Source organism: Xanthomonas sp. NCPPB 901 (assembly GCF_056725085.1).
Genome location: NZ_CM161511.1, coordinates 1,488,179 through 1,508,948, shown reverse-complemented (window position 1 = coordinate 1,508,948; position 20,770 = coordinate 1,488,179). Strand labels below are relative to the sequence as shown.

Sequence of the window (20,770 nt, the reverse complement as noted above, 5' to 3'; positions counted from 1 at the left end):
TCCGGGATCAGTGCGCCGGCGGCGGCGCAGCCGCATCGGCAGGCGGGTCTTTCTTCTTGTCCAGGCCGAACCAGCTGCGCCAGCCGCCGCCCTGGTGTTCGCCCTCGGCGGGCGCGGCGTCTTCCGGCAGCGCCTGCGGCGGCGTGCACGCGGCATACGCCGGCACGAAGCCGACCACGAACGGGAACTGGCGCGCGCCGGGGCAGTTCGGGTCGGTGCTGTTGTACCCCACCGGGTCCATCCACTGCCAGTCGATGCCCTTGCCCTGCACCTGCAGCGGCGCGCTCGGCAGCCGCGAGAAGATGCCCGACCACACCCGCATCGCGCCGGTGGCGCCGTACAGGCCGGTCTGCTTGTTCTGGTCGTTGCCGATCCAGATCACCGCCAGGTGATCGCCGGTGTAGCCGGCATACCAGCTGTCCACGCCGTCGTTGCTGGTGCCGGTCTTGCCGGCCGGCGACAGCTTGCCCAGGCCATCGTTGAGCAGCTGCCGCGCGGTGCCGTTGCTGACCACCTGCTGCAGCGCCATCCCGACCAGGTTGGCGGCGATGGAGTCGCCCTCCTGCGCCGGCGCCGGGGTCTTGTCGTAGCGCTTGAGCAGCTTGCCCTGCGGATCGAGCACGCCGCGCACCGCATGCAGCGGCTGGATCTCGCCGCCGGAGGCGAGGAACTGGTACAGCTGCGCCATCGCGTACGGACTCTGGTCGGTCGCGCCGAGGATCAGCGAGGGATTGACCTCGGCCTCGATGCCGGCCAGCACCTTCACCAACTGCGCGACCCGTTCCGGCCCGACCTGCATGCCGATGCGCACCGTGGCCTGGTTGTAGGAATGCGCCAACGCATCGACCACGCGCACCGTGCCATGGCTGCGGCCATCGGCATTGCTCGGGCTCCAGCTGCGGCCGCGGCCCAACTGCACGGTGACCGGCGTGTCGTCGACCCAACTGGCCAGCGAATAGCGATCCGGCTGCGCCAGCGCCAGCAGGTACACGAACGGCTTGAGCAGCGAACCGACCTGGCGCTGCGCCTCGATGGCGCGGTTGAAGCCCGGCTGGGCCACGTCGCGGCTGCCGACCACCGCCAGCACCTCGCCGTTGTGGGTGTCGGTGAGCACCAGCCCGGCCTGCAGCGGCGGGCGCTTCTTGTTGGTCTCCAGCGAGGTGATGGTGCGCGTCACCGCGCCCTCGGCATAGGCCTGCGCAGACGGCGACATGCCGGTGAGCACGCTCAGGCCGGCGCCCTGCAGCGCGCTTTCCGGGTAATCGCGCGCCAGTTGGCGCCGCACCAGGTCGACATAGGCCGGGAAGCGGTTGGCCGCGACCAGGCCGGGTTCGGCCGGCACGCCCAGCGGCGCGGCCAGTGCCTTGCGGTAGGTGGGTTCGTCGATCAGCTCGCTCTCGCGCAGCTTGCCGAGCACGAAGTTGCGCCGGTCCAGCGCACGCTCGGGATAGCGGCGCGGATCGTAGTAGGACGGCCCCTTGACCAGGCCGATCAGCAGCGCCACCTGTTCCGGCGCCAACGCATCGAGTTCGCGGCCGAACCAGAACTCCGCGCCCGAGGCCACGCCATGCACCGCCTGGCTGCCGCGCTGGCCCAGGTACACCTGGTTCAGATACGCCTCCAGGATGGTGCGCTTGTCGTAGCGCGCCTCCATGATCAGCGCGTACAGGATCTCGTTGAACTTGCGGGTGACGGTCTGTTCCTTGCCGATGCCGAGCAGGCCGCTGCGCGCCAGCTGCTGGGTCAGGGTGCTGGCGCCCTGCCGGCTCTTGCCGCCGGAGCGCACCATCACCCAGGCCGCGCGGACCATGCCGCTGAGGTCGATGCCGTGGTGCGAATTGAAGTCGCGGTCCTCGACCGCCTGCAGGCCGGTGACCAGCAGTTCCGGCACCTCGTCCACGCGCACCAGGCGCCGCTCTTCCTGCTTCTGCCCGTACAGCGTGGCGATGCGCGCCGGATCCAGCCGCGCGGCCTTGAGCGCCTTGCGCGTCTGCGCATCGCGCAGCGCCACCACGCGGCCGCCGGACAGGGCGACCTCGATGCGGCGCGGCGCGACCCGCCCGTCGACGTCGACGTAGCCGCGGCTGGCGATGACGAAGCGGCTGCCGTCCTGTTGATAGCTGCCGGGACGCTCGGCGACGGGGTCGGCGCGATAGCTGGCCGCATCCAGTTCGGTCTTCAGCGTCTGCGGATCCATCGCCGTGTCCGGCGCCAGGGTCAGCGGCCGCGCGTACACGCGGGTGGGGATCTGCCAGCGCAATTCGCCGAAACGCTGGGTGACCTGCTTGTTCAGATAGACCGTGTACGGGATCAGGAAGCCAAGGCCAAGTGCGGCGGCGGCCAGTCCCCAGGTGAGCAGACGCCGGCGCCATACGGCGGCGGGGCTGTCCAGGGTGTCGTCCTGATCGTCGGTGTCGTGATCGTCGTAGCGTCGGGGCACGGGAATGCGAGAATGTAAATTCCGCCGAGTCTAGCGCAGCCCAGCGGGCAGCGCGGCGCGGCGGCCTCTTCGTTTAAGTTGGAGTGGTCCCGGATGTCGATGTCGTGGGCGAATGCGCGCTACGTCCTGAACCGCCTGGCCGGCCTGGTCCGGCGCGGCCTGACCAGCCTGCGCACGCGCGGCTGGCGCAGCACCTGGCAACGCCTGCGCGTGCATGCGCAACCGCTGCCGCCGCCGCAGCGTGCGCTGTTCCTGGTGGCGCCGGCGCCGTTCGCGCCGTTCGCGGTGCCGAACAGCCCCGCGCCGCTGGTCAGCATCGTGATCCCGGTCTACAACCACATCGCCCATACCCTGGCCTGCCTGCGCGCGCTGGCCGCGCATCCGCCGGCCGCGCCCTGCGAGATCCTGGTGATCGACGACAGCAGCAGCGACGCCACCGCGCAGTGGCTGCCGCAGGTGGTGGGGCTGCATTACCACGTGCGTGAGCGCAACGGCGGCTTCATCGCCACCTGCAACGACGGCGCCGCGCGCGCGCAGGGCCGCTACCTGGTGTTCCTCAACAACGACACGGTGCCGCAACCGGGCTGGCTGGACGCGCTGCTGGACACCTTCGCGCAGCTGCCGCAGGCCGGCCTGGTCAGCGCGCAACTGCTGTATCCCGACGGCCGCCTGCAGGATGCCGGCGGCGTGGTCTTCGCCGACGGCAGCGCCTGGAGCTACGGCCGCTTCGAGTCGCCCGACGATCCGCGCTACGCCTACCTGCGCGACGTCGACTACGGCAGCGGCGCGGCGCTGGCGATCGAACGCGCGCGCTTCCTGGCGCTGGGCGGTTTCGATACGCGCTACAGGCCCGCGTACTACGAGGACACCGACCTGGCCTTCGCGGTGCGCGCCGCGGGCTTGCGCACGCTGGTGCAGCCGGCCAGCCGCGTGGTGCACGACGAGGGCACCAGCAACGGCACCGACACCGGCAGCGGGATCAAGGCCTACCAGGTGCGCAACCGGGCGATCTTCGCCGCCAAGTGGGCCGAGGTGTTGCCGCGGCACCTGCCGTCCGGCGCAGTGCCGACGCCGGCCCGGCTGCACCGCCAGCAGCGCCAGGTGTTGATCCTGGACGAGGCGCTGCCGCAGCCGGACCGCGACTCCGCCTCGCTGCGCCAGCTCAACCTGATCCGCCTGCTGCTGGAGGAAGGCGCGCACGTGGTGTTCGTGCCCAGCGAGCGCAGCTACGCCAGCCGCCACAGCGAGGCCCTGCAGCGGCTCGGCGTGGAGGTATGGCACGCGCCGTACCTGAAGAACCTCACCTGGTTCCTGCAGCAGCACGGCGCGCGTTTCCACAGCGTGCTGCTGGTGCGCCACCACGTCGCCCACGCCTGCCTGCCGCTGCTGCGCCGCTTCGCGCCGCAGGCGCGGCGGCTGTTCGACACCGTGGACCTGCACTACCTGCGCGAGCGCCGCGGTGCCGAACTCGCCGGCGACGCGCGGCTGCTGCGCGAGGCCGAGCGCACGCGTGCGCGCGAACTGGAGGTGATGGCGCAGGTGGACGTGACCGTGCTGGTCAGCGCGGTCGAGCGCGAACAACTGCAGCGCGAGGCGCCGCAGGTGCGCACGGCGCTGATCTCGAACCTGCACGAGGTCGCCGGGCCCGGCCTGCCGTGGGCGCAGCGCCGCGACCTGGTGTTCGTCGGCGGCTTCCGCCATGCGCCCAACGTGGACGCGGTGCGCTGGTTCCTGCAGGAGGTCTTCCCGGCGGTGCGCACGCGCCTGCCGGAGCTGCGCTTCCACTGCATCGGTGCGGACATGCCGGAGGACATCCGCCGCCTCGGCGAGGCCACGGCCGGCGTCGAACTCCTGGGCCACGTTCCCGACATCGCGGCCTACATGGACGGCATGCGCATCGCCGTGGCGCCGCTGCGATTCGGCGCGGGCGTCAAGGGCAAGGTCAACCTGAGCATGGCCCATGGCCAGCCGGTGGTGGCCACCGCGTGCGCCGTGGAAGGCATGCACCTGCGCGACGGCGAGGACGTGCTGATCGCCGACGACCCCGCGGCGTTCGCCGACGCCATCGTGCAGCTGTACGCCGATCCGGCGCTATGGCAGCGGCTGGCCGACAACGGCCTGCGCAACATCGAAACCCACTTCTCGCTGGACGCCGCGCGCGCCACGGTGCGCGAGGCGTTTCTGGATTGAGCGCCGGTGGCGCGCCGATGTCCAGCGCGTCGGGACTGAAGTCCCTCCCACACCCGTGCTGCGGGCATCGCCCCTGACGCGGGCCGTCCTGCGCAGAGGCAAACGCGCGTCGTACACGACGTAAGCACGGTCTGATCTGTACATGCCGGAGAGGCTTCAGCTCCGACGTATCTTCCGGCCACCTCGGGACTGGAGTCCTTCTCTCTCGCCGCGTCCTGGCGGAACGCACCGTCGCTGCGTAGGAGCGGTTTCACCGATGGCGCGCTGTTGTCTATCGCGTCGGGACTGAAGTCCCTCCCACACCCGTGCTGCGGGCATCGCCGCTGACGCGGGCCGTCCTGCGCAGAGGCAAGCGCGCGTCGTACACGACGTAAGCACGGTCTGATCTGCACATGCCGGAGAGGCTTCGGCCTCGACGCATCTTCCAGCCACCTCGGCAATGGAGCCGTTCTCTCTCGCCGCATCTTGGCGAACGCACCGTCGCCGCGTAGGAGCGGCTTCAGCCGCGATAGGCTTCACCGGCGACGCCTGTCGCGGCTGAAGCCGCTCCTGCGTGCGCACCTGCCATCACGATTCGCAGGCGCCCCCACAGGCCTCGCATGGCATTGCGGCAGGCGCTGTCGCGCACCGATGCTGCCAAGGCGATGCAAACCAGGACGCACGCAACCACGGCACACAGCGATCGCCGGAACCCCGCAGCGCCCCCTGTGGGAGGGACTTCAGTCCCGACGCGCCGCACCACCAGCCGAGGGAAAGCCCCCAAACGTCCCGCTCCCGCTAGCGCCCCGGACTGAGGCTGCGCAGACGGCGCTCGAAAGCGGCCAGTTCCGGAGTGGCCGGATCGATCGCGCGGGCGCGCTGCAGCGCCTGCTGCGCGAACGCGGCATCGCCGCCGCTCAGGCGCTCGTCGCCGACCGCCAGCCAGCGCTGCGCCAGGCGGCGGCGGGCGGTGGCCAGGCCGTTGCCGCCCGGCGCCAAGGCGCGCCAGGCGTCGTAGCAGGTGCTCGCCGCCAGCACCCGGTTGCCGCGCAGAGCATCGTCGAAGCAGCGTCGCAGCGCCGCCAGCACACGCTGCTCGGCCGCACGCACGCGCGCATCGCGCGGCGCCAGGGTCTGCGCCGCCAGCAAGGTGTCGTAGGCGCTGGCGCCGGGCGGGGTCAGCCAGTCGCCGCGTGTCTCGGCGGCCTGCAGATCGGCCAGCAGACGCTGCAGGCGGCGCTCGCGCTCGGCCGGCGACAGCCGCGACGGCGGCGTCGCCTGGCTCTGCCGGGCGCGCTGCAAGGCCTGCTTCGCATCGGCCAGCGCGCGGCTGTCGGGCGCCAGCGCCTGGCCCTTGCGCAGCGCGCGCTCGGCCTCGCCGAAACGGAAATCGGCGGCGGCGCGGCTGGCCTGCACGGCATAGGCCGCCGCCACCCGCTCCAACCCGTCGCTGGCGCCGGCCGCCTCCGGCACCGCCGCACGCCATTGCGCGAAGGCGCGCGCCGCCGCGTCCAGGCGCTGCCGGCGCAAGGCCTGCTCGGCCTCGCGCTGCAGGCGCTCCAGCGCCCGGTTCAGTTCGGCCTGGGTCTCCGGCAGATCCACGTGGCCGGGGTCGTAGCCCCGCGCGCGCTGCACCAGCGCCGCCGCCGCGGCCAGGTCGCCGCGCGCCAACGCGCCGCGCGCGTGCTGCAGCAGTTCCGACAGCGCATCCTCGCGGCCCTCCAACGCCGCGGTGCGCTCCGGTGCGAACTCGAGGACGCGCTGGTACAGCGGCAGGGCCGCGTCCGGGCCATCGTCCAGATGCCCGTCGCGGCGCGCCTGCGCCGCCCGCTGCAACAGCTGATCGATCCCGGCATGCGCGGCCTCCCGCGCGCGCAAGGCCGCCTCGATGCGATCGGCGTCGGCGCGCGGCACCTGCAGCGCGCGCGCCAGCGCCAGCGCCGCGTGCGCCTGCGGGTAGCGGCCGGCCGCCAATGCCGCGCGCGCCTGGCCCAGCGCCGCACGCCCGGTCGCGGCCAGCCCGACACGCGCCTGCATGCGGTCGCCGTCCAGCGCCAGCGCGGCCTCGAAGCGCTCGCGCGCGCCGCTGCCGTCGGCGGCGCTGAGCCGGCCGGCACGCAGCGCCGCATGGCCCTGATCGAGCAATTGCTGGATGCGCGTCTCCGGCCAGAGCAGATCGGCCAACGGACGGCGGAACACCACCAGGGTCAGCGCCAGCACCAGCAACGCCGCCAGCGCCCAGCGCCAGACACGCCGATCCCGCCACAGCGGCACCGGCCGCTGCCTGCGCTGGGGTTCGTCCCTGACCTGATCGGGCGGCATGCTCACCGCGCCAGCTTAGCGCCGGCCCGATGACGAACAGCTGTGCGCGGGTAGCTGGCATGCCGGCGGCGGGCCGTTCCGCGGTGGACCCGGCCTCGGCCCGGCACGCAAGCGGAACTCAGCCCAGCCGCCGCGCCTCGTGCACGCCGGGCAGCGCATCGAGCTTGCCGAGCAGCGTGGACAGCTGCCCGTAGTCGCCGACCTTCAGGCGCAGCCGCAGTTGCGCCAGGCCGCTGTCGCGCACGTTGTCGCTGTTGATCTCCAGCACGTGCGCCTCCTCCTGCGCGATCAGGTTGGTGATGTCCTTCAGCAACCAGCGCCGGTCCACCGCGCGCACCAGCACGTCGACCTCGTAGCCGCCGCCGGCCTGGCCCCACTCCACCGGCAGCACCCGCTGCGGATGGCTGGCGGCCAGCCGCGCGAACGCGGCGCAGTCGCTGCGGTGCACGGTGACGCCGCGGGTGCGGGTGAGATACCCGGCGATCGGCTCGCCGGCCACCGGCTGGCAGCAGCGCGCCAATTGCACCAGCAGATTGCCGACGCCCTGCACGGTGAACTTGGACTTGCCCAAACCATCGCGCCGTGCAGTCGGCCGCGGCATGGCCGGCGCCGCCGGCTGCGCCGCGGCGCGCTCGGCCTCGTGCAGCGCGCGCCCGACCTGGCTGGGGCCGACGTCGCCCAGCGCGACCTGGATGTACAGCTCGTCGATGCCGTCGGCATGGAACTTCTTCGCCGCCGGCAGCAGATCGGCCTGCTGCAGGCCCAGGCGCTTGAGTTCGCGCTCCAGCAGTTCCTTGCCGGCCTGCACGTTGCGCGCGCGGTCCAGCTTGTGGAACCAGGCGCGCACCTTGTCGCGCGAGCGCCCGCTGGCCAGGTAACCGTTGGCCGGCAGCAGCCAGTCGCGGCGCGGCTCGGCCTCCTTGCCGGTGAGGATTTCCACGCGGTCGCCGCTGCGCAGCTTGTGGGTCAGCGGCACGATGCGGTTGTTGACCTTGGCGCCGCGGCAGCGGTGCCCGACCATGGTGTGCACGTGGTAGGCGAAATCCAGCGGCGTGGCGCCCTGCGGCAGGTCGATCACCTCGCCCATCGGGGTCAGCGCATAGACCCGGTCCTCGACCAGCTCGGCGTCCAGCGCCCCGGCCAGCCCGCCCTGCTCGCCGTCCTGCGACTGCTCCAGCAGTTGCCGCATCCAGGTGATCTTGCGGTCGAAGGCCTTCTCCGCGCCCTTGCCGCCCTCCTTGTACTTCCAATGCGCGGCCACGCCCAGTTCGGCCTGCGCATGCATGTCGTGGGTGCGGATCTGCACCTCGATCGTGCGCCCTTCCGGGCCGATCACCGCGGTGTGCAGCGAGCGGTAGTCGTTGGCCTTGGGCCGGGCGATGTAGTCGTCGAACTCGCTGGGCACCGGCGCCCACAGCGCGTGCACCACGCCGAGCGCGGCATAGCAGGCGGCGACGTCGTCGACCATCACCCGCACCGCGCGCAGGTCGTACAACTGGTCGAAGGCCAGGCGCTTCTTCTGCATCTTCCGCCAGATGCTGTAGATGTGCTTGGGCCGCCCGCTGATGTCCGCGTGCAGGCCCTGCTCGGCCAGCGCCTTGGACAGGATCTTCTTGACCGCCTCGATGTAGCGCTCGCGCGCCACCCGGCTCTCGTCGACCTCGCGGGCGATGCGCCGGTAGGTGTCCGGCTCCAGGTGCCGGAACGCCAGGTCCTCCAGCTCCCATTTCAATTGCCAGATGCCCAGGCGGTTGGCCAGCGGCGCGTGGATGTCGCGGGTCAGCTGCGCCAGCGCGCGGCGCTGCGCCTCCGGCGCCTTGTCGGCCACGCGCATCTGCGCCAGTTGCCGCGCCAGCAGGATCGGCACCACCCGCAGGTCCTGCACGATCGACAGCAGCAGCCGGCGCAGGCCCTCGCTGTTGCGCCCGGCCTCGCGCCCGGCATGCAGCGCCCACACCGGGTCGGCGGCATCCTGCGCCTCCAGCAGCCCGGCCACCGCCTGCGCCCGCGCCGGCGGCGCCACCGGCAACTGCGGCAACGCCGCGCGCAGTTCCGGCAGGTCGAACAGCAGCGCGGCCAGCAGCGAGGCCTCGTCGGCGGACAGCAGCGCCAGCGCGTCCAGGGTGTCGGCCAGCACCGGCCACGGCAGCCGCGGCGCCGGCGCGGCCTGCGCCTGCCAGGCCTGCAGCAGCGCCGCGCGCAGGGCGGGCGCCAGGGTCGCGGCCGCCGGGCGTTGCAGCAGCGCCTCCAGGCCGGAGTGATCGGTGTGGTTCAAGGACGGACGCGGTCGACGAAACGGGTGCCGCCTACACTAACGCGCTTGTGCGCGTTCTCACAATTGCGCCGGCGTCGCGCCTGCGTGGCGCCCCGCAGACACGCACCGCCAGCTCACTGTGATCCGGTTGCGACTTGCGGCGTGTTTACCGGAATTTCACAACCGCACCCACCCTCGCGCCTATCCTCGACCGCGACGGCGACCCGCTGCATGCCCTGCATGCGCTGTCGCCGTCGTCCCCTAGACCGACTCGAAGAGGAACGCATATGAAGAAGTGGAACAAGCCTGTGATCCGCGAGATCTGCGTCGGCGCGGAAATCAACTGCTACGCCTCCGGCGAGCTCTGAGCCGCGCACTCCCCCGTTCCCGCGACCGAAGCGCGACCGGCCAGGATGTGTCTCCCATCCCCGAACATGCCGCGCCATGGTGGCGCGTGTGCGTGGCAAGCAAGCGCGCGGACGAGGACGTCGGTCCACGCCCGCGCGATGACGCGGCCACAGGCGCGCGCCACCGCGGCCCTGCCGGTTGAGCCTGACAGGCTAGACACGGCGTGTTCGGGGATGGGGGGCACACCCTTGCGCGACTGACGGAGACCGGATGCACCTCATCGTATTGGGATCGGCGGCAGGCGGAGGGCACCCCCAGTGGAACTGCCACACGCCCGCGAGCCAACGCGCGTGGCGGCAACATCCAGGTGCCCAACGCCGTACCCAGGCCAGCATCGCGGTCAGCGTCGACCGCCAGCGCTGGCTGCTGATCAACGCCTCGCCCGATTTTCGCCAGCAGGTGCTGGCGACCCCGGCGCTGTGGCCACAACGCGAGCAGCGTCATTCGCCGATCGAGGCGGTGCTGCTCACCAGCGGCGAGATCGACCACATCGCCGGGCTGCTGTCGATGCGCGAGAGCCAGCGCTTCGACCTGTACGCCAGCGGCCGCGTGCTCGAGTTGCTGGCGCAGAACCCGGTGTTCGACGCGCTGCACCCGGCCTACGTGCATCGCCATCCGTTCGCCCTGGACACGCCGCTGTCGCTGCTCGGCCTGCAGGTCACGCCGTTCGCGGTGCCGGGCAAGGTGCCGCTGTTCATGGAATGCCGGCACAGCGGCGACCTGGCCGGCTCCGCCGAGGAGACGCTGGGCCTGACCATCGACGACGGCCAACACCGCCTGCACTACATCCCGGGCTGCGCGGCGCTGACCGATGCGCTGCGCGCGCGGCTGCGCGGTGCCGAACTGGTCTTCTTCGACGGCACCCTGTGGCGCGACGACGAACTGGTGCAGCTCGGCGTCAGCGCCAAGACCGGCCAGCGCATGGGCCACATGAGCATCGACGGCGAGGCCGGCACCCTGCGCGCCTTCGCCGACCTGCAGGTGGCGCGCAAGGTCTTCATCCATATCAACACCACCAACCCGATCCTCGACGCCGGCTCCGCCGAGCGCGCCACGGTCGCCGCGCATGGCTGGGACGTGGCCCACGACGGCATGGAGATCACCCTGTGACCCGCCCCTTCGTTCCCTCCCCGAGACAGCACCCGTGAGCGCCTTGCTGAGTCCCGAGCAACTGGAAACCGCGCTGCGCACGATCGGCGCGCGGTTGTACCACGACCAGCATCCGTTCCATTCCCTGCTGCACAGCGGGCGCCTGAACCGCGGCCAGGTCCAGGCCTGGGCGCTGAACCGCTACGAGTACCAGCGCTGCATCCCGCTCAAGGACGCGGCGATCCTGGCGCGGATGGACGACCCGGCGCTGCGCCGGATCTGGCGCCAGCGCATCGTCGACCACGACGGCAATGCCGATGGCGACGGCGGCATCGCCCGCTGGCTGCACCTGACCGACGCGCTCGGGCTGGACCGCGACCTGGTGCAGTCCGGCCGCGGCCTGCTGCCCGGCACCCGCTTCGCGGTGCAGGCCTACCTGCACTTCGTGCGCGAGAAGAGCCTGCTGGAGGCGATCGCCTCGTCGCTGACCGAGCTGTTCGCGCCGGGCATCATCAGCCACCGCGTCGCCGGCATGCTGCAGCACTACGACTTCGTCTCGCGCGAGGCGCTGGCGTACTTCGAGCATCGCCTGCACGAGGCCCCGCGCGATTCGGACTTCGCCCTGGACTACGTCAAGCGCCACGCCGACACCGTGGAGAAGCAGCGGCTGGTGCAGGACGCGCTGCGTTTCAAGTGCGGCGTGCTGTGGTCGCAACTGGACGCGCTGCACTTCGCCTACGTGCAGCCGGGCGTGGCCTGGCCGGACGCGTTCGCTCCCGACGCGGCGCAGGCCGCGGCATGAGCGCGCTGGACGCCAGCAGCCAGCCACGGCTCGCCGCCGGCGTGCGCCTGCAGCACGACCGCGCCCGCGGGCAATGGGTGCTGCTGGCGCCGGAGCGGGTGATCGAACTGGATGACATCGCCCACGCCATCGTCTCGCGCTGCGACGGCGCCCGCAGCCTGGGGGCGATCGCCGCGGAACTGGCCGCCGAATTCGAGGCCGACCCGGACGAGGTCGAACGCGACGTGCGCGAGCTGGCGCAGCAACTGCACGCCAAGCGGCTGCTGCGCGCATGAACATGCCGGTGCCGCCGCCGCTGTCGATCCTGCTGGAGTTGACCCACCGCTGCCCGCTGGCCTGCCCGTATTGCTCCAACCCAATCGCCCTGGCCGGCCTGCGCGAGGAACTGGACACCGCCGGCTGGCGCTCGGCGCTGGACCAGGCCGCGGCGATGGGCGTGCTGCAGGCGCACTTCTCCGGCGGCGAACCGATGCTGCGCAAGGACCTGCCCGAGCTGGTCGCGCATGCGCGCGCGCTGGGCCTGTACAGCAACCTGATCACCTCCGGCGTGGCCGGCGGCGCGCCGATGCTGGCCGCCCTAGCCGCGGCCGGGCTGGAGCACGTCCAGCTGAGCATCCAGGATGCCGACGCCGCCGGCGCCGACCGCATCGCCGGCTACCGCGACAGCCTGGCGAAGAAGCGCGCGTTCGCCGCGGCGGTCCGCGCCCTCGACCTGCCGCTGACCATCAATGCGGTGATCCATCGGCACAATGCCGAACGCGTCCCGGCGATGATCGAACTGGCGCTGGACCTGGGCGCCGAGCGCCTGGAAGTGGCGCACACCCAGTACTACGGCTGGGGCCTGCGCAATCGCGCCGCGCTGATGCCCAGCCGTGCGCAGATCGACGCCACCGTCGCCGCGGTGGAAGCCGCCCGCCTGCGGCTGCAGGACCACCTGCAGATCGATTTCGTCACCCCCGACTATTACGCGCACCGGCCCAAGGCCTGCATGGGCGGCTGGGGCCAGCGTTTCGTCAATATCTCCCCGCGCGGCGACGTGCTGCCCTGCCACGCCGCCGAGACCCTGCCGGACATGCGCTTCGAGAACCTGCGCACGCGGCCGCTGGCGGCGATCTGGGAAGACGGCGAGGCGTTCGTGCGCTTCCGCGGCAGCGCCTGGATGCCGCAGGTGTGCCAGGAATGCCCGAAACGCGAGATCGACTGGGGCGGCTGCCGCTGCCAGGCGCTGGCGCTGAGCGGCGATGCCGCGACCCTGGACCCGGTCTGCGAACGCGCCCCGGCGCACGCGGCGCTGCAGGCGCTGGCGCAACGCGAAGCCGCCGCGCCGGCACCGGCCTTCGTGTACCGGCGGCCGCCGCGCGCGGCGGCCGCACCCGCCTGCGCCGAGGACTGAAACAGACGCCGACGCGGCCCCCGGCACGCCCGCCAGGCCGTGCGCCCGCACCGCTTGCGACTACACTACCGCGCATCCCACTGCCCGGATTGCCGCCATGTCCCTTGCGCGTCTCGCTCCCCTGGTTCTGTGTGCGGCGCTCGCCGTGTCCGCCGCCCCGGCGCTCGCCCAGCGCACCGTCTCCGGCGACCTGCAGACGCAGATGTCGCCGCAGGAATTCAAGGCCGCCGGGCTGGACAAGCTGTCGCCGCAGGAGTTGGCCGCACTGAACGACTGGCTGCAGGGCAAGGTCGCCAAGGAGACCGCGGTGGCGCTGGAAAAGGCCAAGGAGGAAGGCCGCCGCGAAGTGATCACCAAGAACCGCGGCTTCTTCGACTTCGGCAGCGCCGAGCCGATCGAGAGCACCCTGGTCGGCGAGTTCACCGGGTTCGGCAAGGGCCGCCACTACGTGCTGGCCAACGGACAGGAGTGGGAACAGACCGAGGCGGCGAGCCTGTCCAGCGTGCGCCTGACTGCGCCCAAGGTGAAGATCACCCCCGGCATCGTCGGCGTCTGGTACATGCAGGTCGGCAACTACAACACCCGCGTCAAGGTCCGCCGCGTCAAATAGGATCGAATGCCGTGAACCTGCGTCCGCGGCCGGGCCTGGCCGATGCCTCGCACAGCCTCGCCGATGCGCTGCGCCGGCGCCTGCGCGCCAGCGATGTGTGGTTCATCGCCCTGGCCCTGCTGGTCGGCGTGATCGCCGGCCTGCTGACCCTGCTGCAGGGCAGCCTGGCGCATGGCGCGCAGGCCTGGCTGTACGGCCTGGAGGCCGACGAACGGCTCAGTGCGATGTCGGAGCTGAGCGTGCGGCAGTTGCTGGTGCTGCCGCTGGGCGGGCTGCTGGTCGGCCTGCTGGGCATGGCCGCGCGCGCGCGCAAGCGCCAGCTGATCGACGCCGTCGAAGCCAACGCGCTGTACGGCGGACGCATGTCGATGCGCGACAACCTGATCGTCTCCGCGCAGACCCTGCTGTCCAACGGCGTCGGCGCCTCGGTCGGCCTGGAGGCGGCCTACACGCAGATGGGCGCGGGCAGCGGCTCGCACCTGGGCCGGATCCTGCGCCTGCGCCGCGCCGACATCCGCACCCTGGTCGGCGCCGGTGCCGGCGCGGCCATCGCCGCCGCCTTCGGCGCGCCGCTGGCCGGCGCGTTCTACGCGTTCGAGATCGTGATCGGCGCGTATTCGCCGTCGGCGCTGGCGCCGGTGGCGGTGGCCTCGCTGGGCGCGGTGTTCGTGTCGCAGCTGGCCGGGGTGCAGCCGTACCTGCTGCCGGCCTCGGCGGCTTCGGCACTGGAGGCGCGCGACTACCTGCTGTACGCGCTGCTGGGCGTGCTCTGCGCCCTGCTGGCGGTGGCGGTGATGCGCCTGATCGGCGCGATCGAACAGGTCATCAACCGCAGCCCGTTGCCGCGCTGGGCGCGCCCGGTGGCCGGCGGCCTGCTGCTGATCCCGCTGGCGCTGATCACCCCGCAGGTGCTGTCCTCCGGACACGGCGCGCTGCACCTGGACCTGACCAGCCCGACCTCGCTGCGCTGGCTGGGCATCCTGTTGCTGCTCAAGTGCCTGGGCTCGGCCATCTCGCTGGGCTTCGGCTTCCGCGGCGGCCTGTTCTTCGCCTCGCTGTTCATGGGCTCGCTGGTCGGCGGGCTGTTCGCCGGCGTGCTGAATCTCGGCAGCGGCATGGCCCTGGTCGACGGCACCGCCGCGTCGCTGGCCGGCATGGCGGCGATGGCCGCGGCGGTGGTCGGCGCGCCGATGACGATGGCGATGCTGGTCCTGGAAGGCACCCACGATTTCGTGCTGGCCAGCGCGGTGATGGTGGCGGTGCTGGTGGCCAACACCATCGTCCGCCAGATCTTCGGCTACTCCTTCTCCACCTGGCGCCTGCACCTGCGTGGCGAGACCATCAAGAGCGCGCGCGACGTGGGCTGGGTCAAGCATCTCAGCGCCGGGCAGATGATGCGCAAGGACGTGCATCCGCTGGCCGCCACCACCAGCGTGGCCGAATTCCGCCGCCGCTTCCCGCTCGGCTCGGGCACCCGCGTGGTGCTGGAGGACGAGAGCGGCCACTACGCCGGCGTGGTCCCCCTGGCCGCCGCCTATGCCGACGGCGTCGACGCCAACGCGGCCATCGTCGACTACGCCGGCAACCGCGACGTGGCCCTGCCCGCCGACACCGACGTGGTCACCGCCATGCGTCAATTCGACCTGACCCAGAGCGACGAACTGGCGGTGGTGGACGAGCAGGGCAAGGTGCTGGGCGTACTCAGCGAAAGCTTCGTGCGCAAGCGCTACGCCGAGGAACTGGACAAGCGCCAGCGCGAGCTGATGGGCGAGCGGGTGGATGATTGAGGGGCGGGGATTGGAGAGTGGGGAGTGGGGATTCGGCGGATTGCCGCTGGCTGAAATGTCGAGGGTGGCGACAGCATGTCGTAGGAGCGGCTCCAGCCGCGACGCATGGCACCACGACGGTCGCGGCTGAAGCCGCTCCTACGACATCAGAAAGACGCGACAGCATCGGTGCTTGGCACCAAACACCACGCGCCGTTGCAGAGCAAATCGCTTGACCGTCCACACGGCGCCTCGCTTTTGTGGGAGGGGCTTCAGCCCCGCCGCCTGCCGCTGAAGGCGTCGGGACTGAAGTCCCTCCCACAAGAATGCTGCCCACTGGGATAGCGCGGGAACAGCCTCGGGACAGGAGCTTTTCCCACAAGGATGCTGCCCACGCGGATAGTGCGGGAACAGCGCGGGAATCCCACCACCAATCCCGAATCCCCAATCCCGAATCACCGCAGTTGAGCCACCCGCTGCGCCAGCTTCTTGGCCGAGATGCCGGCGCGGGCACCCAGTTCCTGGGCGAACAGCGACACCCGCAGCTCTTCCAGGTCCCAGCGCAACGCCTGCCACTCCGGCGTGTCTCCGCGCCCGGCCGCGGCCGCCTCGGCCAGCGCATCGACGAACGGCTTCAGCTCCAGCATGCGTGCCTGGTCGCGGGCCGGATCGCGCTTGGCGCGCTCGGCACGCAACAGCATCGCCCGCAGGTAGCGCGGGAACTGCGCCAGCGCGGTGGCCGGGGTCTCGCGCAGGAAGCCCGGATGCAGCAGCGCCGCCAGTTGCGCGCGCAGGTCGTCGAGATTGCCGCTGGCCCAGCCCATCAACGGCGACTCCAGCTGCGGCTTCAGTTCCGCGGCCGCGCCCATGATCGCCTCGGCCAGCTTCAGCCGCTCCATCGCCTCGCCGAACAACTGCTTGGCGGCGGCATCGCGGCGCTGCGCGAAGCGGTCCGCGTCGCGGATCGCCTCCAGCCCCTGCTCCAGCAGCGCGTTCAACGCCGCCTCCACCAGGTCGCCGCGCAGGCGCTCCTGCGACTCGATCGCCGCATACAGCAGCCCGGTCTTGGGCGACACCGGCAACTGCTTGCGCGCCTGCTTGACCTTGTCGGCCAGGGCGATCTCCAGCAGCCGGCGCACCCCACGCGGATGCGCGGCCTCGGCCTGCGCACGGTCGGCGAAGATCCGCAGCGCGGCGCTGTCGCCCTCGTCCACCAGCGCCGGATACGCCGGCACCCCGGCTTCGCCCGGCACCTGCAGCGGAATCGGCGTCGCCGGGAACTCGCGCAGCCCGGTGGCGGCCATGGCGCGGCCGGCGCGCGCGGCGAAGGCCTGTCCGGCGCGCTCGCCGAAGCGCGCGCGCAGCGCGTCCAGGTCGCGCGATTCGGCCAGCACCTTGCCGGCGTCGTCGCGCAGGCGCAGGTTCATGCGCAGATGCGGCTCCAGCGTGCTCTCGTCGAACTCCAGCGCGCTCAAGGGCGCACCGGTGGCGCGCTGCAGGAAGCGCGCCAGTTCGCCGCGGAGGTCGTCGGCGCTGGGCTGCGGGAACGCCTCGTAGAACGCGCGAGCGAAGTCCGGCGCCGGCACGTAGTTGCGGCGCAGCGCCTTGGGCAGGCTGCGGATCAGCGCCGCGGCCTTGTCGGCGACGAAGCCCGGCGCCAGCCACGACAGCCGCGCCGGGTCCAGCGCGTTGAGCAGGTGCACCGGCACTTCCAGGGTCACGCCATCGTCGGCCGCGCCCGGCTCGAAGCGGTAGTGCAGCGCCAACCGCGCATCGCCCAGCGGGAAGTACGTGGGGTAGCGCTCGGCGGCGCTGCCCTCGCCCGGCAGCAGGTCGGCCAGCGACCAGTGCAGCGCGCGCCGCTGTTCCGGCGCCAGCGCCTTCCACCAGGCGTCCAGGCCGGCGGCGGAGTGGATCTCGCCGGGGATCCGGTCCAGGTACCAGCGCGCCTGCCAGTCCTCGTCGGCGACGATGCCGGCGCGGCGCAGCTTGGCCTCTTCCTCGTGCGCCTGCGCCAGCACCTTCTGGTTGTCGGCGACGAAGCTGGCACGGGTGTTGATCTCGCCCGGCACCAAGCCCTGGCGCACGAACAGCTCGTGCGCGCCGGGGGGATCGATGCGGCCGTAGTGCACCGGCTTCTTCGGCGCCAGCACCAGCCCGAACAGGCTGATCTGCTCGGAGGCCAGCACCTGCCCCTGCGCGCGCGACCAGTGCGGATCGAAATGCTTGCGCGCCAGCAGGTGCGGCAACTCGGCGATCACCCAGTCCGGCTCGATCGCCGCATTGGTCAGGCCCCACACCTTCTGCGTGTCCAGCAGCGTCGCCGGCAGCACCCACGGCGGCGGCTTGCGCGCCAGCGCCGAGCCGGGGAACAGCAGGAAACGGCGCTGCCGCGGCGCCAGGAAATCGCCCTTCTCGGTGCGGTGGCCGACCTGGGTCGGCAGGCCCGCCAGCAGCGCGCGGTGCAGCGCCTGGTAGGCGGCGGCACGCTCGCGTTCGCTGGCGCGCGGCGCCTCGGCGGCCTCGGCGGGTGCCGGTGGTGGCGGCGTCTGCGCCGCCGGCACCGGCGTGGCCGGCGGCGCGCCGGCGGCGCGCCCTTCGCGGGCCAGGCGCGCGGCACGGTGCATTTGCCCGCGGGTCGCGCGCGCCGCAGTCTCGGCATCGCGTGCCGGTGCGGGCGCCGCGGCGCCGGCCAGCAACGGCCGCATGGAGGCCTCCGCCGGCTCCTCGGTCCAGCCCAGCTCCGCGCACAGCAGATGCAGCTGGCGGTGCAGTTCGCGCCACTCGCGCATGCGCAGGAAGCCGAGGAAATGCCGTCCGCACCAGTCACGCAGCTTGGACTGGGTCAGGTCCTCGTGCGCCTGCCGGTAGCCGTCCCACAGGCGCAGGATGCCGACGAACTCCGAGCGCGCATCGGCAAACTTGGCATGCGCGTTGTCGGCGGCCTCGCGCGCCTCCGGCGGACGCTCGCGCGGGTCCTGGATGCCCAGGAACGCGGCGATCACCAGCATCGGCCGCAGGCAGCCGTGCTGCTGCGCCGCCACCAGCATCCGCGCCAGCTTCACGTCCACCGGCAGCCGCGCCATCTTGCGGCCGATCTCGGTGAGCTTGCGCACGCCATGGCGGTCCGGCTCGCCGACCGCGCCCAGTTCCACCAGCTGCTGCCAGCCATCGGCCACCGCGCGCTCGTCCGGCGGCTCCAGGAACGGGAAATCCTCGATCCGTCCCAGCCCCAGCTGCAGCATGCGCAGGATCACCCCGGCCAGGCTGGAGCGGCGGATCTCCGGATCGGTGAACTGCGGCCGTGCCTGGAAGTCCGCCTCGGCGTACAGCCGGTAGCAGATGCCTTCGGCGATGCGGCCGCAACGGCCCTTGCGCTGGTTGGCGCTGGCCTGCGAGATCGGCTCGATGTGCAGGCGGTCGAGCTTCTGCCGCGGGCTGTAGCGCTTGACCCGCGCGTAGCCGGGATCGACCACGTAGCGGATCCGCGGCACCGTCAGCGAGGTTTCGGCGACATTGGTGGCCAGCACCAGGCGCCGCCGCGGACCGGGGTTGAACACCCGGTCCTGGTCGGCGTTGGAGAGCCGCGCGTACAGCGGCAGCACCTCGGTCTCGCGGTACTTGCGCCGTTCCAGCGCATGGTGCGCATCGCGGATCTCGCGCTCGCCGGGCAGGAACACCAGCACGTCGCCGCGCGGATCCAGCCGGGTGATTTCGTCCACCGCCGCCACGATCGCATCGTTGACCGAGAGGCCGGCAGTGGGGATTCGGGATTCGGGATTCGAAACGGCGGTTGGCCGCGCGCGTTCGGCGTCACGGGCTTCTGCCAATCCCGCGCGCTCCTCGACAGCCGCAGGCTGGCCATCCCCACTCTCCACTCCCGGCTCTTCCAGCGGCCGATAGCGCACCTCCACCGGATAGGTCCGGCCTTCCACGCTGATCACCGGCGCATCGTCGAAATGCGCGGCGAAGCGCGCGGTGTCGATCGTCGCCGAGGTCACGATGACCTTCAGGTCCGGGCGCTTGCGCAGCAGTTGCTTGAGGTAGCCGAGCAGGAAATCGATGTTGAGGCTGCGCTCGTGCGCCTCGTCGACGATGATCGTGTCGTAGCTGGACAGCCAGCGGTCGCTGGCGATCTCGGCCAGCAGGATGCCGTCGGTCATGAACTTGATCCGGGTCTGTTCGCCGACCCGGTCGTTGAAGCGCACCTGGAAGCCCACCGTCTCGCCCACCGGCGTGCGCAGTTCCTCGGCCACGCGGCTGGCCACCGCGCGCGCGGCGATGCGCCGCGGCTGGGTGCAGCCGATCATGCCGGCGGCGCCGCGTCCGGCGGCCAAGCACAGCTTCGGCAACTGCGTGGTCTTGCCCGAGCCGGTCTCGCCGGCGATCACCACCACCTGGTGGTCGCGGATCAGCGCCACGATGCGCTCGGCCTCGCGCGCGATCGGCAACTGCGGGTCCAGGGTGATCGCCGGCTGCTGCGCCGCGCGCGCGGCGCAACGCGCCTGCGACGCCTGCAGCGCCTGCTCGAACGCGGTCTCCAGCGCGGCATTGCCCGGTGCGCCCTGCCAGCGCGACCATAGGCCCAGCAGGCGGCCGCGGTCGCGGGTCAGCGCGCCGTCGATCGCGGCGCGGCGTTCGCGCAGGCGTGCCGGCACGGAAGATTTCTCGATAGCATTCATCAATCAGGTGCCATTGAACGTTGAATCACAGCGCATGCTTTAGTCTGTCTATTGTGACGCCATCTTGTCTGTTACCCCCAAGAGGAATTCCCATGGCCAAGAGCAAGACCCCCGGCAAGACCAAGAACTCCGCCAGCAAGGCCGTCGCCGGCCAGCCGCTGGCCGCGCTGGCGCCGTCCGCGCCCAACATCGATATCGGGATCGGCGGCGGCGATCGCAAGAAGATCGCCGACGGCCTGTCGCACTTCATGGCCGACGCCTTCACCCTGTACCTGAAGACCCACAACTTCCACTGGAACGTGACCGGGTCGATGTTCAACTCGCTGCACCTGATGTTCGAGACGCAGTACACCGAGCAGTGGGCGGCGCTGGACGACGTCGCCGAGCGCATCCGCGCCCTGGGCTTCAACGCCCCGGGCTCGTACAAGGAGTACGCCGCGCTGACCTCGATCCCGGAAGAGGAAGGCCTCGGCGACAGCGCCGACTGGCGCGAGATGGTGCGCCAGCTGGTGGTCGGCAACGAAGCGGTGTGCCGCACCGCGCGCAAGGTACTCAAGACCGCCGACGACGCCGGCGACGACCCGTCGGTGGACCTGCTGACCCAGCGCCTGCAGACCCACGAGAAGTACGCCTGGATGCTGCGCTCGCTGCTGCAGTAAGGGGTGCCGCCCTGCCTGCTTCGCAGGCAGGGCGCGCCGCGCGCCGTCGCCGGGAGCGATACGTTGGCTGGGACCACTGCGGGAGGGACTTCCGTCCCGACGCAGTTCTAATGTCGGCCCCCACCGCAGGACAGCCGCCTCCTACAGACCGGCGCGCGTTTGCCTGATACGCGTTT

General features: G+C 71.7%; 13 protein-coding genes. 9 read left to right on the top strand and 4 right to left on the bottom strand.

The features are described 5' to 3' along the window. Positions 1-7 precede the first annotated feature (7 nt). Positions 8-2,440 carry a penicillin-binding protein 1B gene (mrcB, locus tag AC1PME_RS06175; RefSeq protein WP_481097623.1) on the bottom strand — a complete coding sequence of 811 codons (2,433 nt, stop codon included), beginning with the start codon at positions 2,438-2,440 and terminating at the stop codon, positions 8-10. 93 nt (positions 2,441-2,533) lie between these two features. On the opposite strand from mrcB, the gene AC1PME_RS06170 reads away from it, so the two are divergent. Beyond that, positions 2,534-4,630, top strand: a complete 2,097-nt coding sequence (locus tag AC1PME_RS06170) for a glycosyltransferase (protein ID WP_481097622.1) — start codon at positions 2,534-2,536, stop codon at positions 4,628-4,630. A 777-nt stretch (positions 4,631-5,407) separates the two neighbouring features. On the opposite strand, the gene AC1PME_RS06165 is transcribed toward AC1PME_RS06170, so the two are convergent. Continuing rightward, a complete protein-coding gene (locus tag AC1PME_RS06165) occupies positions 5,408-6,931 on the bottom strand; it encodes a hypothetical protein (protein ID WP_481097621.1) in 1,524 nt (507 codons plus the stop codon). Between the two features lie 118 nt (positions 6,932-7,049). Continuing rightward, entirely contained in the window at positions 7,050-9,206 is a 2,157-nt protein-coding gene (locus AC1PME_RS06160; RefSeq protein WP_481097620.1) for a RelA/SpoT family protein, read from the bottom strand. A 266-nt stretch (positions 9,207-9,472) separates the two neighbouring features. Here AC1PME_RS06160 and pqqA point away from each other — a divergent pair, with 266 nt between their 5' ends. The 7 genes from pqqA to AC1PME_RS06125 all read left to right on the top strand — a co-directional run bounded on the left by pqqA (position 9,473) and on the right by AC1PME_RS06125 (position 15,274). Then, positions 9,473-9,553, top strand: coding sequence for a pyrroloquinoline quinone precursor peptide PqqA (gene pqqA / locus AC1PME_RS06155; RefSeq protein ID WP_010344287.1), 81 nt, complete (start codon positions 9,473-9,475; stop codon positions 9,551-9,553). Between the two features lie 250 nt (positions 9,554-9,803). Continuing rightward, positions 9,804-10,703, top strand: a complete 900-nt coding sequence (gene pqqB / locus AC1PME_RS06150; protein ID WP_481097619.1) for a pyrroloquinoline quinone biosynthesis protein PqqB — start codon at positions 9,804-9,806, stop codon at positions 10,701-10,703. 34 nt (positions 10,704-10,737) lie between these two features. Then, complete coding sequence (gene pqqC / locus AC1PME_RS06145; RefSeq protein WP_254460771.1) at positions 10,738-11,484, top strand: pyrroloquinoline-quinone synthase PqqC; 747 nt, start codon at positions 10,738-10,740, stop codon at positions 11,482-11,484. After that, complete coding sequence (gene pqqD, locus AC1PME_RS06140) at positions 11,481-11,759, top strand: pyrroloquinoline quinone biosynthesis peptide chaperone PqqD (protein WP_254460770.1); 279 nt, start codon at positions 11,481-11,483, stop codon at positions 11,757-11,759. The genes pqqC and pqqD overlap by 4 nt, the downstream gene beginning before the upstream one ends. Beyond that, positions 11,756-12,877 (top strand): pyrroloquinoline quinone biosynthesis protein PqqE, encoded by a 1,122-nt coding sequence (gene pqqE, locus AC1PME_RS06135; protein WP_481097618.1) that lies wholly within the window; start codon positions 11,756-11,758, stop codon positions 12,875-12,877. Before pqqD ends, pqqE begins: the two co-directional genes overlap by 4 nt. A gap of 97 nt (positions 12,878-12,974) precedes the next feature. Next, positions 12,975-13,487 carry a hypothetical protein gene (locus AC1PME_RS06130; protein WP_481097617.1) on the top strand — a complete coding sequence of 171 codons (513 nt, stop codon included), beginning with the start codon at positions 12,975-12,977 and terminating at the stop codon, positions 13,485-13,487. Between the two features lie 11 nt (positions 13,488-13,498). Beyond that, complete coding sequence (locus AC1PME_RS06125; RefSeq protein ID WP_481097616.1) at positions 13,499-15,274, top strand: chloride channel protein; 1,776 nt, start codon at positions 13,499-13,501, stop codon at positions 15,272-15,274. Positions 15,275-15,708: 434 nt separating this feature from the next. On the opposite strand, the gene AC1PME_RS06120 is transcribed toward AC1PME_RS06125, so the two are convergent. Next, positions 15,709-19,935 carry a DUF3418 domain-containing protein gene (locus AC1PME_RS06120; protein ID WP_481097615.1) on the bottom strand — a complete coding sequence of 1,409 codons (4,227 nt, stop codon included), beginning with the start codon at positions 19,933-19,935 and terminating at the stop codon, positions 15,709-15,711. Between the two features lie 92 nt (positions 19,936-20,027). On the opposite strand from AC1PME_RS06120, the gene AC1PME_RS06115 reads away from it, so the two are divergent. Then, positions 20,028-20,594, top strand: a complete 567-nt coding sequence (locus tag AC1PME_RS06115) for a Dps family protein (protein ID WP_307549244.1) — start codon at positions 20,028-20,030, stop codon at positions 20,592-20,594. The last annotated feature ends 176 nt before the right edge of the window (positions 20,595-20,770 follow it).